Raw genomic sequence first — 13,471 nt, 5'->3', positions numbered from 1 at the left:
CGAATGCCGGGGGTCAGCGGCTCGGTGCCCGGCCGACCCGGTCGAGGCGGGCCTTCACCTGCTCCGCGTCCGGGTGGTCGAGGTCGTCCAGGATGTCGAGCGCCCGGTGCCAGGTGTCCGAGGCGGCGTCGAGGTCACCGATCGCCGACTGGGTGTCGCCGAGCCGGGCCAGCAGGTCCGCCTCCTGATAGCGGTGGCCCAACTCCCGCCAGAGGGCGTACGACTGCTGGTACGACTCGGCCGCCTCCCGGTACCGGCCGAGCTCGTGCTGGGCGTGCCCGAGGCTGTCCCAGCCGTCGGCGGCGCCGAACCGGTCGTCGAGTTCCAGCAGTGTGTCGAGGGCCCGTCGGCAGTAGTCGACGGCCTCCTCGTGCCGCCCGAGCCAGCTCAGGCACCAGCCGATGTTGTTGAGCGCCCGACCCTGTCCGGAGCGGCTTCCCGCCTCGGTGAACAGCGCGAGCGCCTCCCTGCTGTGCCGCAGCGCGTCGGGATAGCGGTTCTGCCGGACCGCGATCCAGCTCAGGTCGAACTGGATCCGGCCCTGTCCGAGCCGGTCGGCGGCCAGCCGGTAGAGCCGGAGTGCGGTCTCGAAATGGTCGGTGGCCTGGTCGGTCCGTCCGAGGTGGACCTGGGACCGGCCGAGACTCCGTCGGGCGTGTGCCTCCTCGGCCGGGTCGTTCAGCCGCTGGGCCGCCGCCACGGCGAGTTCCCGCACCGCGGCCCACCGGTGCCAGTGTCCCCGGCGTTCCAGGGCGTGCGCCATGGTCCGGGTCAGCCGGCACAGGGGCCGGTCGAGCCGGGCGGTGGCGGCCTCCTCCGCGGTCGCCAGCAGCGCCGGCAGTTCGGCGTCGAACCAGGCGAGTGCGGCGCCGTGGTCGGCGATCTGCCCCGGTGTGACGCCGGGCGAGGCGGTCAGCAGCGGGATCGGGTCGCGGTGCGGATCCAACCGGCGATCCGCGGCGTGCGCCGTGTGCAGGTAGTGGTCGAGTACCCGGCGGCTCGCGGCCCGCCGCTCCTGCTCCGGGTCGACCCCGGCGGTCAGCTCGGCCGCGTACGCGACCAGCAGGTCGTGGCAGGCGTACCGGCGGGGGCCCTGTTCGGCGACCAGGTTGGCGTCGGTCAGTTCGGCGAGCAGCGGCCGTACCCGGTGCGGCGGCAGGCCGGCGAGGCTGGCTGCCGCCGGTGCGCCGACACTGGGTCCGGGGTGCAGGGAGAGCAGCCGGAACAGCTGGGCGGCGGCGGAACTGAGCGCCCGGTACGACCAGGAGAAGACCGCGCGTACGTCGGAGGCCGGATCGGTGCCGGCGAACGCCGCCAATCCGCCCCGTGCGTCGCGGAGTTCCCCGGCCAGCGCGCCGAGCGGAAACTCGGGGTGCAGCGCGGCCCGGGCGGCCACGATCGCCAGCCCCAACGGTAGCCGGGTGCAGGCGGTGACGATGTCGTCGACCGCCTCTGGTTCGGCCACCACCCGGGCGGCACCGATCCGGGCGGCCAGCAGTTGCCGGGCCTCGGCGGGAGTGAGCAGGTCCAGGGTGATCGGTCGGGCGCCTCCGGTGCTGACCAGCCCGGCGAGCGGGTTGCGGCTGGTCACCAGGATCCGGCAGGCGGGGCCACCGGGCAGCAGCGGGCGTACCTGGTCGGCGTCCCGGGCGTTGTCGAGCACCACCAGCACGCGCCGTTCGGCGAGCAGCCCCCGGTAGAGGGCCGCCTGCGCGTCCAGGCTCGCGGGGATCCGCTGCGGGGGCACCCCGAGGGCGTCGAGCAGCGTACGGACCGCCTCGGCCGGGGCGACCGGCGCTCCGGTCGGGTCGAAGCCGCGCAGGTTGAGATAGAGCTGCCCGTCGGCGAACCGGTCGGCGACCCGGTGTGCCCAGTGCAGGGCCAGCGCGGTCTTGCCGACCCCGGCCGTGCCGGAGACGGCGGTGATCAGTGCTACCGGCGTGGCAGGGTCGGCCTCCAGCAGCCGGTCGAGTTCGGCGAGTTGCCTGGCCCGGCCCGCGAAACCGGGCACGGCCGGCGGGAGCTGGCGCGGGGACGGGACGGCCGGGGCGACCCGACCGTCCGATCCGCCGGACCGGCGCCGTTCCTCGACCCGATCCCGGGCGGTGGCCAGGGCGCCCTGCTCACCAGGGGTGGCGCCGAGCAGCCGGATCAGGATGTCGAACCGATCGGTGGGCGGCAGCACCCGACCGGCGAAGTACTCGCCGAGGATGCCCCGCGACCAGCCGGTCTTGGCCGCCAGATCGCGGTAGGTGAGCGGGCTCGCCCCCTCCAGCCGGGCCTCCCGGCGCCGGAGTTGACGCAGCAGCGCGGCCAGTTCGGCGACGGTCTCCACCCGGGCCAGCTCCCGGTGCGACAGCCCCGGCGATCGTTCGCCCGACCAGTCGGTCACGCGTCCTCCATGCGGACATCGAACTGCGCAGTGAACCTTTTTCAACCTCCCCTTGCGGTCCGTCGGAGCGCGAGGCCGGACGCGGTGTGTGAGCGCCGCGCGTTCAGGTTGAAAAGGTTCAGCGAACCTATTCGACCTCCCGTGCGGTCCGGGGGACCGCAAGGTCGGACGCGGTGCGGGAGTGCCGTGCGGTTCAGGTTGAGAGGTTCAGTGCGGTGGAACCGTCACAATATATCTACCCACGTCACTGACCCGTCGCGTCCGCCCTGCCGGGCACCGGACCGCAGCACCGACTGACGGCTGCGGACGGGCCGCCGGACGACGCCGGTGAACTCCGCCGGCGCCCGACGGGCCGGGTGTCAGCCCTGACGGCTCTTCCACTGCGGATTGGCGCGGTTGACCACGACCACCCGGCCGCGCCGGCGTACGACCACCGAGCCCGGCTTCTGCTTCAACGCCCGGAGCGAGCTGCGGACCTTCATGACTGCTCCTCCTCCGTCTCCTACCGGCGGCTTCGCCGCGGTTTCCGTCGGGCACAACACCCGCTCCGGGGTGCGGATTCCCGGACGCGGTTCGGCGGAGCGGCCCAGCCGACCGGCCGGAGCGTGGTAAATCTCGGAGGTCGAGACCCGGAGGGGCGCGGACGAGGCGCGGCCGGGTTTCCGTCCGGAAGGCCCGTGTGTCGGGTTCGTGTCCCGGGCGGAACTGGCTGACCGGACGGGGGATACCGGTGACCGATCCGCCTTCGTCCCGGTTTTCCGGCCGGACGGCCTGGGCCCAGGACATCGCCGCGCCGCTGCACCGGTTCGCGCGTACCGAGTCGGGCAGCGCCGGGGTGCTGGTGGCGGCCATCGCCGCGGCGCTGGTCTGGGCGAACATCGACACCTCGTCGTACGAGGCGGTGTGGGGCACCGAGCTGTCCATCCGGATCGACGGCGTCGGCGTGGCGCACGACCTCCGTACCTGGGTGAACAGCGGGCTGATGACGCTGTTCTTCCTGGTGGTGGGCCTGGAAGCGCGGCGGGAGTTCGACCTCGGCGACCTGCGGGACCGGCGGCGGTTCGCGCTTCCGCTCGCGGCGGGCGTACTCGGGATGGCGGTCCCGGTCGGGATCTACCTACTGGTCAACCAGGGCGGTCCCGGGGCGCACGGCTGGGGCGTGGCGATGTCCACCGACACCGCGCTCGCGCTCGGCCTGATCTCGCTGCTCGGCCGCGGCGTACCCGACCAGGTGCGGATCTTCCTGCTGACCGTCTTCGTGGTCGACGACCTGGTGGCGCTGGTCGTGATCGCGGTGGTCTACACCGAGCACGTCGACGTGCTGCCGCTGGGTGTGGCGATCGGGCTCTTCGCGGCACTGCTCGGGCTGCGGGCGCTGGGGGTGCGACGCGGTCTGGTCTACCTTCCGTTCTGCGTCGCGCTCTGGGCCGCTCTGCTGGCCAGCGGGGTGGAGCCGGTGGTGGCCGGGCTCGCCATCGGCCTCACCGCGACCGCGTACTCGCCGGCCCGGGGTGCCCTGGAGTACGCCAGCGGCCTGTTCAAGCTGTTCCGGGAGCAGCCCACCGCCGAACTGGCCCGCAGCGCCACGATCGGCCTGACCCGCTCCCTGTCGCCCAACGACCGGCTCCAGCGCATGTACCACCCGTGGTCGAGCTATCTGATCGTCCCGCTCTTCGGTCTGGCCAATGCCGGTATCGTGCTCGACGCCGAGTTCCTCTCCCGGGCCGTCACCGCCCCGGTGACCCTCGGCGTCTTCCTCGGGTACGTCGTCGGCAAGCCGGTCGCGGTCGCCGGGGTCTCCTGGCTGGTGCAGCGGATCACCCGGGGCCGGGTCCGGCCGTCGGTCGGCTGGGCCGGCGTGCTCGCCAGCGGCACCATCTCCGGCATCGGCTTCACCCTGTCGCTGCTGATCGCCACGCTCGCCTTCCGCGGCGACCAGCTCGCCGAGGCGAAGATCGGGGTGCTGGCCGCGTCGGTGGTCGCCTCCCTGCTCACCTGGGTCGTCTTCCGGATCACCGCGGCGCTGCCGAAGCCGCGGCGGACCCGTGCGCTGCTCGGCGACGCGGAGCAGCTCCTCGACCTCGTCCCACCGGTCGACCCCCGCCGGGACCATGTCCGGGGTCCGGCGGACGCCTCCGTCACGGTGGTCGAGTACGGCGACTTCCAGTGCCCGTACTGCGGCCAGGCCGAACCCGCGGTACGCGAGCTGCTGGCCGACGTCGACCTGCGCTACGTCTGGCGGCACCTGCCGCTGACCGACGTGCACCCGCAGGCACAGCTCGCGGCGGAGGCGGCGGAGGCGGCCGCCGCCCAGGGCGCCTTCTGGGAGATGCACGACCTGCTGCTCGACCACCAGGACCGGCTGCGCGTCGACGATCTGGTCGGGTACGCCGGTGAACTCGGCCTCGACCAGGAGCAGTTCCAGGCGGACCTGATGACGAACGAGCACGCGGCCCGGGTCGCCAAGGACGTGGACTCGGCCGACGTCAGCGGGGTCTCCGGCACCCCGACCTTCTTCATCAACGACCGCCGGCACTACGGGGCGTACGACATCGAGACCCTGACCCGGGCGGTCAAGATCGCCCGGGCGCGGGCCCGGATCCAGCCGCGCCGGGACTGAGCCCGCGTCGAGTTCTCTTCTTCCGCATCAGGCTCAGAATTTTTCAGCTTGGCGTCGAAGTATTGCGAGAATGTGTCGGGTCCTGGCAGGCTGGGGCATCGATCCGCATCCCTTCCCCCCGAGGAGCGGCAGCCATGGCGGTACCACGCCGACGATTTCTGATGTCCGCAGCGGCCGGTTCAGCCCTGGCCGCCGTCTCCACCACCGAGTTGCTCGCGGCGATGACCGGGCCGGCCGGCGCGGCGAGTCCGCCCGGCGACGTGGTCGGCAAGATCTCGGTCGGCTACCAGGGCTGGTTCGCCTGCCCCGGCGACGGTGCGCCGATCGGCGGCTGGTGGCACTGGAGCCGCGACCGGTTCCAGCCGCCCTCGCCGAGCAACACCACCATCGTCTCCTGGCCGGACATGCGCGAGCTGAGCCGGGGCTACCCGACGGCGTACCCGAACCTCGGCAACGGGGCGCCGGCCGAGCTGTTCTCCTCGTACGACCAGCAGACCGTCGACACGCACTTCCGGTGGATGCGGGACCACAACTGCGACACCGCCGCGCTGCAACGGTTCAACCCGATGGGCGACGAGGGGCCGACCCGGGACGCGATGGCGGCCAAGGTCCGGGACGCGGCCGAGCGGTTCGGTCGGAAGTACTACATCATGTACGACGTCACGAGCTGGACGAACTTCCAGACGGAGATCAAGACCGACTGGTCGACGAAGATGTCGGCGCACACCGCCTCAGCGGCGTACGCCCGGCAGAACGGCAGGCCGGTCGTCTGCATCTGGGGCTTCGGCTTCAACGACCCCGGTCGCCCGTTTCCGCCGGTACCCTGCCTGGACGTGGTCAACTGGTTCAAGGCACAGGGCTGCTACGTGATCGGCGGGGTGCCGACGTACTGGCGGGAGGGGATCAACGACTCCCGGTCCGGGTTCCTCGACGTCTACCACGCGTTCAACATGATCTCGCCGTGGATGGTCGGCCGCACCGGCACCCTCGACGGGCTGGACTGGTTCTACACCAACGTCAACCAGCCCGACCAGGCCGACTGCAACGCCCGGGGGATCGACTACCAGCCGTGCGTGATGCCGGGCGACCTGTCCTCCGGGCACCGCCGGCACGGCGACTTCTACTGGCGGCACCTCTACAACATGATCCGGCTCGGTGCCCAGGGCCTCTACGTCTCGATGTTCGACGAGTTCAACGAGGGCAACCAGATCGCCAAGACCAGCGAGACCCAGGCGACCACCCCGGCCGGAGCCGGCATCCGGGCGCTGGACGAGGACGGCACGTTCTGCTCGTCCGACTACTACCTGCGGATCACCGCCGACGGTGGCCGGATGCTCAAGGGCCAGCTCGCGCTGACCCCGGTCCGGCCGACCCCGCCGGTGGCCGGCGGCACCGGCACCCCGCCCACCGCACCGGGCAACCTGACCGCCACCGGGAAGACGGCCAACAGCGTCTCGCTGGCCTGGACCGCGTCGACCGACGACGGCGGGGTGACCGGCTACCAGGTCCGGCAGGGCTCGACCGTGCTCGGCTCGCCGGCCGGCACGTCGTACCAGGTGACCGGGCTCACCCCCGCGACCAGCTACACCTTCACGGTGGTCGCCCTGGACGGCGCCGGCAACGTTTCCGCGCCGTCGAATCCGGTGACCGTGACCACCGACCCGGCCCCGGCCACCAACCTGGCGCGCGGCCGGCCGACCGCGGAGAGCGGGCACACCCAGGTCTACGGCTCGGCCAACATCGTCGACGGCAACCCGGACAGCTACTGGGAAAGTCCCAACCACGTCTTCCCACAGTGGGTGCAGGTCGACCTCGGGGCCGGTACGCCGGTCGGGCGGGTGGTGCTGAAGCTGCCGCCCTCGCCCGCCTGGGGCACCCGCACCCAGACCCTGGCGGTACGCGGCAGCACCGACGCCAGCTCCTTCACCACCCTGTCGGCGTCGGCCGGGCGGCAGTTCAACCCGGCCAGCGGCAACACGGTCACCGTCACCTTCCCGGCCACCCCGACCCGGTACGTCCGGCTGGAGTTCACCGGCAACACCGGCTGGCCCGCCGGCCAGCTCTCCGAGCTGGAGGTCTATCCGAGCTAGCGCGCCGGGGTCAGGCCCGGGCCAGCGGCACCTCGACCAGGTGTTCGGCGAGGAACCACGCCTGAAGCTCGCCGGTCCGCAGCACGTTCGACACCAGCAGGTCGTTGCTGCCGTCGTCGCCCAGTTCCGCCACCCGCCGGGCGGCGTCGCGTACCTCGATCAGGATGATCTCGTGTGCCTCCAGCAGCCGGGACAGCATCACCGGCACCTGCTCGGCCCCGTCCGGCGGCCGGGGGATCCGGGTGATCTCGGCGACGTGCCGGGGGTCGCCGACCGCCACCCCGCCGAGCGTCTGCACCCGTTCGGCGAGCATGTCGACGAGCGCCAGTTGCTCGCCGGCGTGCTTGTCGAGCAGCAGGTGGAGCTGGTAGAAGGTGGGCCCGCGCATCAACCAGTGATGCTTCTTGTAGAGCGCGTACAGGATCTGGGTGTCGGCCAGGACCCGGTTGAGCCGCTGACAGGAGTACATCCGGGCGTCCGAGGAGAGCCCGAGCGGAAACTGCCGTACGGTGCCGAACTCCTGGATCCGCCCGTCGTGCTGGTGCAGCCACGGTTGACTTCCGACGGTTTGCCCCGGACCGCTCATCGCACGCCCCTTCCGACCGGCGACGGTGACAGGAGACAGGCGCCTACCCGGGTGTCGCCCCGGCAAACCCCCGGACCGGCCCAGGCCACGGCCGGACCGGACGGCGACGGGCCGGTTACCCGTCGGGTGACCGGCGAGCTGGCGCGGCCTAGACTCTCGGATGTGGGCGTCAGCATCATCGACCGGAGGGTCGCCGAGCTGGCCTGCCTGCTCCCGGTGAGCAACGTCCCGGATGTCCTGTTCCAGTGGTGGAGCGGCGCCGCCCGCCTCGTCGAACTGCTCGGGCTGCCCGGGGTGCGGGTCGAGGCGGCTCGATGAGGACAGGCGCCGCCGCCGGCCACGAGGGCTACTACCACGAGGCCGTGACCTACCGCTCCGACGACGAGCTGCTCGCCGTCGTGCTGCCGTTCCTGCTCGGCGGCGTCTCGGCCGCAGAGCCGACGGTGGTCTCCCTCGGCGAGCGGACCGGAGCGCTGGTCCGGGCCGCGCTGCCGGCCGGCTCGGGCGTCACCTTCCTGCCCGGAGGCGACCTCTACGCCCGCCCCGCCGCCGCGATCCGGGCCTACCAGCGGATGCTGGCCGGGTACGTCGCCGAGGGCGCCCAGCAGATCCGGATCATCGGGGAGGTGCCGACGGCCGCGCTCGGTGCGACCTGGGACTGGTGGGCCCGCTACGAATCGGCGATCAACTACGCGTACGACGGCTTCCCGCTCTGGAGCATGTGCGCGTACGACACCCGGATCACTCCGGCGCCGGTGCTCGCGGACGTGCTGCGTACGCACCCCCGGGTGGTCACCGCGGCCGGCCGCCGGCCGAGTGAGACGTACACCGAGCCGAAGGCGTACCTGACCGAGGAGCGGTCACCGCTGCCCGATCCGCTCCAGCGGACGCCGCCGCTCGTCGAACTCGTCGATCCGTCCCCGAACCGGGCCCGGCAGGCGGTCTACGAGGCCGATTCCGGGCTGCTCCGCACCGACGAGGTCGAGGACCTGGTCGTCGCCGTCAGTGAGACGGTGACCAACGCGCTCCGGCACGGCCGTCCGCCGGTACGGTTCCGGCTCTGGACCGGCGTGGACCGCATCGTCGTCGCGGTCAGCGACGGGGGTGGCGGCCCGGAGGATCCCTTCGCCGGGCTGCTGCCGGCGGCCGACGGCGGCGCGGGCGGGCTCGGTCTGTGGATCACCTACCAGTCCTGCAACCACGTGGTGCTCAACCGGAGCCAGGGCGCCTTCACCCTCCGGCTCACCGCCGGAAATCCGCACTTCACCGACTGACGCCCGGCTCGGGCTCGGATAGAGTGGCACCGTCAATCGCCGACCGACGATGAAGGTGAGGCTGGTGGCCGAGTTGCTGGACCGGTCGGTCGCGGTCGAGTACGCGTCCTGGTTCCGGGCGCTGGCCGACCCGAGCCGGGTGCAGATCGTGGCGTACCTGGCCCGGCAGGACCGGCCGATGAGCGTCGGCGAACTCGTCGCCGCGGTGGGACTGGCGCAGTCCACGGTGTCCCAGCACCTGAAGATCCTCGCCGAGGTGCGGTTCGTGCTGGTCGAACAGGTCGGCACCGCCCGGCACTACCGGATAAACCAGACCTGCGTCGGCTGCTTCCCGTCCGCCGCCGACGTGGTGATGGGCAGGCCCGCCCCGACGGCGATCGGAGGATGCTGATGCGGATCCGGGCGATGGAGCCGGGCGACGCCACCGCGGTGCTGGCGATCTACCAGGCCGGGCTGGACACCGGGCAGGCCAGCTTCGAGACCGTGGCGCCGAGCTGGCCGGCCTTCGATGCCGGCCGGATCGCCGCGCACCGGCTGGTCGCGGTCGACGACGGTACGGTGCTCGGCTGGGTGGCGGTCAGCGCGGTCTCCGCCCGGGCCGTCTACGCCGGAGTGGTCGAACATTCCGTCTACGTCCATCCCGCCGCCCAGGGCAGGGGCGTGGCGCGGGGCCTGCTGGATGCGCTGATCACCTCGACCGAGGCCGCCGGGATCTGGACGATCCAGTCCGGGGTGTTCCCGGAGAACGCGGCCAGCCTCACCCTGCACGAGCGGGCCGGCTTCCGGGTGGTCGGCGTACGGGAGCGGGTCGGGCGGCACCACGGCAAGTGGCGTGACGTGGTGCTGCTGGAGCGGCGCAGTCCCGCGATCGGCTGATTCCGCGAGGTGGCCGGCGCCGACCTGCCGCGCACCGGTCGCCCGAGCGGGTTCCGTGCCGGTCGCCGGAGCAGGTTCCCCGGCTGGTGGATCGTCGCGGCGCTGGCTGTCACCCAGACCGTCGGCTACGGCAGCCTCTACTACGCCTTCGCCGTGCTGCTGCATCCGATGGCCGCGTCGTTGGACGCCTCCGCCACGGTGTTGACCGGCGCCTTCACCAGCGCCCTGCTCGGCTGGGCGGTGCTGGCGGTGCCGGTGGGCCGGTGGCTGGACCGGTACGGCGGGCGGGGCCTGATGACCGTCGGATCGCTGCTGGCCACCGGCCTGCTCGTCGCCTGGTCCCAGGTACGCACCGTCGCCCAGCTCTACCTGGTGCTGATCGGCCTCGGCCTGACCATGGCCATGGTGCTCTACGAGGCGGCCACCGCCGTCATCATCTCCTGGTTCGACCCGGCTCGACGATCCCGGGCACTGCTCGGGATGATTCTGGTGGCCGGCTTCGCCAGCACCATCTTCCTGCCGCTGACCGGCCAGTTGGTCGCCCGGTACGACTGGCGGACCGCGCTGCTCGTGCTCGCCGGCGGCTACGGTCTGGTCGCCGTACCGCTGCACGCGCTCGTGTTGCGCCGGCCGCCCCGGTCGGCGGCGACCTGTGCGGAGTCCGGCGCCTCGGCGCTGGCCGTTTCCGCCCGGGACCCCGCCCCGCGCGATGATCCGGCGGTGCGGGCGGCGGTGGTCCGGGCGGCGCTGCGGGACGGCCGGTTCTGGTGTCTCGCGGTCGCGTTCGTCGCGCACAGTGGGGCGATGAGCACCATGACGGTGCACCTGGTGGGCTTCCTCGTCGAACGCGGCCATCCCGCCACCTTCGCGGCTACCGTGGCCGGACTGCTCGGCGTCATGTCGGTGACCGGGCGGCTGCTGCTGGCCGCCGCCCAACGTGGAGTCCGGCTGACCACGCTGGTGGCGGCGGTCTTCGGCATCCAGGCCGCCGCCGCGTTCTGCCTGCCGCTGGCGGCCGCGACCCGGGTCGGCGCCGCCCTCGCGGTCACCGCGTTCGGGCTCGGGTTCGGCGTGGCCAGCCTCGCCGCCCCGGCGCTGCTCGCCGACCGGTACGGCACCGTCGCGTACGGCAGCGTCGCCGGCCTGCTCGCCACCCCGGTCACCCTGGTCAGGGCGGTGGCGCCGCTCGGCGCGGCGGGACTGCTCCAGGTCGTCGGGGGCTACCCGCCGGTGCTCGCCACGGTCGGCGCCGTCTGCTGTGTCGCCGCCGCCGGAATTCTGGCCCGGGCCGGTACGCCGGCACCGCTGTCCCGAGTGGAACACCCCCTGTCGGAACGCCTTTCCGCAGGCGATACTAGAAATTGATCAACTGGTGAAGCTCTTCAACCGCCCCTTACGGTGCGACGGCCCGCAGGGTCGGACGCGGTTGCGTGAGCGCCGCCCGGTTCAGGTTGAGGAGGTTCAGCGCCCAGGTCGCCGGAGGCAGTCTTGGCGATATTGCATACGGTATCCAAGGCGACGTATGGTGGAGGTCCAGTCGGCACGAGTGGAGGTGGGATCGCCGTGGCCAGTCCGGACCCCTCGGTGACGGATCGGGTGCGCGCGCTGGTCGCCGCGCATCGCGGTGACCGCGGTGCGCTGTTGCCGATCCTGCACCGGATCCAGGCCGAGTTCGGCTACGTCGACTCCGACGTCGTGCCGGTGCTGGCCAGCGAGTTGAACATCTCCCGCGCCGACGTGCACGGCGTGGTCACCTTCTACACCGACTTCCGGGCCGAGCCGGCCGGGCGGACGGTGGTCAAGCTCTGCCGGGCCGAGGCCTGCCAGTCGGTCGGCGCCGAACAGCTCGTGGCGTACGCGGAGCGGACCCTGGGCGTCAAGGTCGGGCAGACCACATCGGATGGTTCGGTCACCCTGGAGCAGGTGTTCTGCCTGGGCAACTGCGCGCTCGGCCCGGCCGGTCAGATCGACGAACGGGTGCACGGGCGGCTCACCCCCGCCCGACTGGACGCCCTGGTGACGAAGGCGGTGGACGCATGACGGCCCCGGTTACGGTCTACGTACCCCGCGACTCGGCCGCGCTCTCGGTCGGCGCCGACCTGGTCGCCGCCGAGATCGAGCGGGTCGCGGCCCTGGCGGGCCGGTCGGTCCGGGTGGTCCGGAACGGCTCGCACGGCATGCTCTGGCTGGAACCGCTGGTCGAGGTGGTCACCGAGCGCGGCCGGATCGGGTACGGCCCGGTCGAGCCGGAGGCGGTCGCCGACCTGGTCGCGGCCGGGCTGCTCGACGGCGCCGACCACGAACTGTGCCAGGGGGTCGTCGCCGAACTGCCCTGGCTGCGCGACCAGACCCGGCTCTGCTTCGCCCGGGTCGGAGTCACCGACCCGCTCTCCCCGTCCGACTACCTCGCGCACGGCGGCCTGGCCGGGCTGCGCCGCGCCCTGGAACTGACCCCGGCCGAGGTGGTCGCCCAGGTCACCGAGTCCGGGCTGCGCGGCCGGGGCGGTGCCGGCTTCCCGGCCGGGATCAAGTGGAAGACCGTGCTGGACACTCCCGGCGAGCTGAAGTTCGTCTGCTGCAACGCCGACGAGGGCGACAGCGGCACCTTCGCCGACCGGATGCTGATGGAGGGCGACCCGTTCACCCTGATCGAGGGAATGACCATCGCCGCGCACGCGGTCGGCGCCACCGAGGGCTACGTCTACATCCGCTCGGAATATCCGGACGCGGTACGGACGATGCGCCAGGCCATCGCGGTGGCCCGGGAGCAGGGCTGGCTCGGTGGCGACATCCTCGGCTCCGGGCTCCGCTTCGACCTGCACGTGCGGGTGGGCGCGGGTGCGTACATCTGCGGCGAGGAGACCGCGATGCTGGAGAGCCTGGAGGGCAAGCGCGGCATGGTCCGGGCCAAGCCGCCGATCCCGGCGATCACCGGCCTGTTCGGCAAGCCGACCGTGGTGAACAACGTGCTGACCCTGGCCTCGGTACCGACCATCCTGGCCGAGGGGGCGGCGGCCTACCAGGCGCTCGGGGTGGAGCGGTCCCGGGGTACCCAGGTCTTCCAGTTGGCCGGCAACGTGGCCCGGGGCGGCATCTTCGAGACCGCGTTCGGGATGACACTGGGCGAACTGATCCACACCTACGGCGGCGGCACCCGTACCGGCCGTCCCGTCCGCGCCGTCCAGGTCGGCGGGCCGCTCGGGGCGTACCTGCCGGCGACCGGCCTGGACCTGCCGATGGAGTACGAGGCCTTCGCCTCGGCTGGCGCGATGCTCGGCCACGGTGGCATCGTGGTCTTCGACGACACCGTCGACATGGCGGCGATGGCGAGATTCGCGATGGAGTTCTGCGCCGAGGAGTCCTGCGGCAAGTGCACCCCCTGCCGGGTGGGCGCGGTCCGGGGCGTCGAGGTGATCGACAAGATCACCGCCGGCCAGGACCCGGACGGCAACCTGGCCCTGCTGGGTGATCTCTGCGAGCTGATGACCGAGGGGTCGCTGTGCGCGATGGGCGGCCTGACACCGATGCCGGTACGCAGCGCACTGCTGCATTTCCCGGACGACTTCACCGCGAGGGGTGAGAAGTCCGCCGGCCGATACGAGGAGGCCAAATCGTCATGAGCGAGCGTAGCGA

12 protein-coding genes are annotated in these 13,471 nt (G+C 72.4%); 9 read left to right on the top strand and 3 right to left on the bottom strand.

The annotated features are described in order from the left end of the window. Positions 1-13 precede the first annotated feature (13 nt). A complete protein-coding gene (locus tag R6Y94_RS29960; protein ID WP_318399205.1) occupies positions 14-2,392 on the bottom strand; it encodes an ATP-binding protein in 2,379 nt (792 codons plus the stop codon). A 359-nt stretch (positions 2,393-2,751) separates the two neighbouring features. Beyond that, complete coding sequence (locus R6Y94_RS29955; RefSeq protein ID WP_030490864.1) at positions 2,752-2,874, bottom strand: 50S ribosomal protein L36; 123 nt, start codon at positions 2,872-2,874, stop codon at positions 2,752-2,754. A 248-nt stretch (positions 2,875-3,122) separates the two neighbouring features. Here R6Y94_RS29955 and nhaA point away from each other — a divergent pair, with 248 nt between their 5' ends. Both nhaA and R6Y94_RS29945 read left to right on the top strand, forming a co-directional pair. Further along, positions 3,123-5,012 carry a Na+/H+ antiporter NhaA gene (gene nhaA, locus R6Y94_RS29950; protein WP_318399204.1) on the top strand — a complete coding sequence of 630 codons (1,890 nt, stop codon included), beginning with the start codon at positions 3,123-3,125 and terminating at the stop codon, positions 5,010-5,012. 134 nt (positions 5,013-5,146) lie between these two features. After that, positions 5,147-7,102, top strand: a complete 1,956-nt coding sequence (locus R6Y94_RS29945; protein ID WP_318399203.1) for a discoidin domain-containing protein — start codon at positions 5,147-5,149, stop codon at positions 7,100-7,102. 10 nt (positions 7,103-7,112) lie between these two features. On the opposite strand, the gene R6Y94_RS29940 is transcribed toward R6Y94_RS29945, so the two are convergent. Next, on the bottom strand, positions 7,113-7,688 hold the full coding sequence (locus R6Y94_RS29940; RefSeq protein ID WP_318399202.1) for a DNA starvation/stationary phase protection protein: 576 nt from the start codon (positions 7,686-7,688) through the stop codon (positions 7,113-7,115). A gap of 162 nt (positions 7,689-7,850) precedes the next feature. Between R6Y94_RS29940 and R6Y94_RS29935 the strand changes: the two genes are divergently transcribed. From R6Y94_RS29935 to R6Y94_RS29905, 7 genes are all read left to right on the top strand, one after another. Further along, positions 7,851-8,006 carry a hypothetical protein gene (locus R6Y94_RS29935; protein WP_318399201.1) on the top strand — a complete coding sequence of 52 codons (156 nt, stop codon included), beginning with the start codon at positions 7,851-7,853 and terminating at the stop codon, positions 8,004-8,006. After that, positions 8,003-8,962, top strand: a complete 960-nt coding sequence (locus R6Y94_RS29930; protein ID WP_318399200.1) for a sensor histidine kinase — start codon at positions 8,003-8,005, stop codon at positions 8,960-8,962. Before R6Y94_RS29935 ends, R6Y94_RS29930 begins: the two co-directional genes overlap by 4 nt. 49 nt (positions 8,963-9,011) lie before the next feature. After that, a complete protein-coding gene (locus R6Y94_RS29925) occupies positions 9,012-9,353 on the top strand; it encodes a metalloregulator ArsR/SmtB family transcription factor (RefSeq protein ID WP_318399199.1) in 342 nt (113 codons plus the stop codon). Next, positions 9,347-9,838, top strand: coding sequence for a GNAT family N-acetyltransferase (locus R6Y94_RS29920; protein ID WP_318399198.1), 492 nt, complete (start codon positions 9,347-9,349; stop codon positions 9,836-9,838). Before R6Y94_RS29925 ends, R6Y94_RS29920 begins: the two co-directional genes overlap by 7 nt. Positions 9,839-9,847: 9 nt before the next feature. After that, on the top strand, positions 9,848-11,203 hold the full coding sequence (locus R6Y94_RS29915; protein WP_318399197.1) for an MFS transporter: 1,356 nt from the start codon (positions 9,848-9,850) through the stop codon (positions 11,201-11,203). A 198-nt stretch (positions 11,204-11,401) separates the two neighbouring features. Then, positions 11,402-11,878 carry a formate dehydrogenase subunit gamma gene (locus R6Y94_RS29910; RefSeq protein ID WP_318399196.1) on the top strand — a complete coding sequence of 159 codons (477 nt, stop codon included), beginning with the start codon at positions 11,402-11,404 and terminating at the stop codon, positions 11,876-11,878. Beyond that, on the top strand, positions 11,875-13,458 hold the full coding sequence (locus tag R6Y94_RS29905; protein ID WP_318399195.1) for an NADH-quinone oxidoreductase subunit NuoF: 1,584 nt from the start codon (positions 11,875-11,877) through the stop codon (positions 13,456-13,458). Before R6Y94_RS29910 ends, R6Y94_RS29905 begins: the two co-directional genes overlap by 4 nt. The last annotated feature ends 13 nt before the right edge of the window (positions 13,459-13,471 follow it).

The organism is Plantactinospora sp. KLBMP9567, from assembly GCF_033446045.1.
Classification (GTDB): domain Bacteria; phylum Actinomycetota; class Actinomycetes; order Mycobacteriales; family Micromonosporaceae; genus Plantactinospora.
The sequence above is the reverse complement of the archived record's forward strand: the minus strand, read 5'-3'. Positions and strand labels throughout refer to the sequence as shown.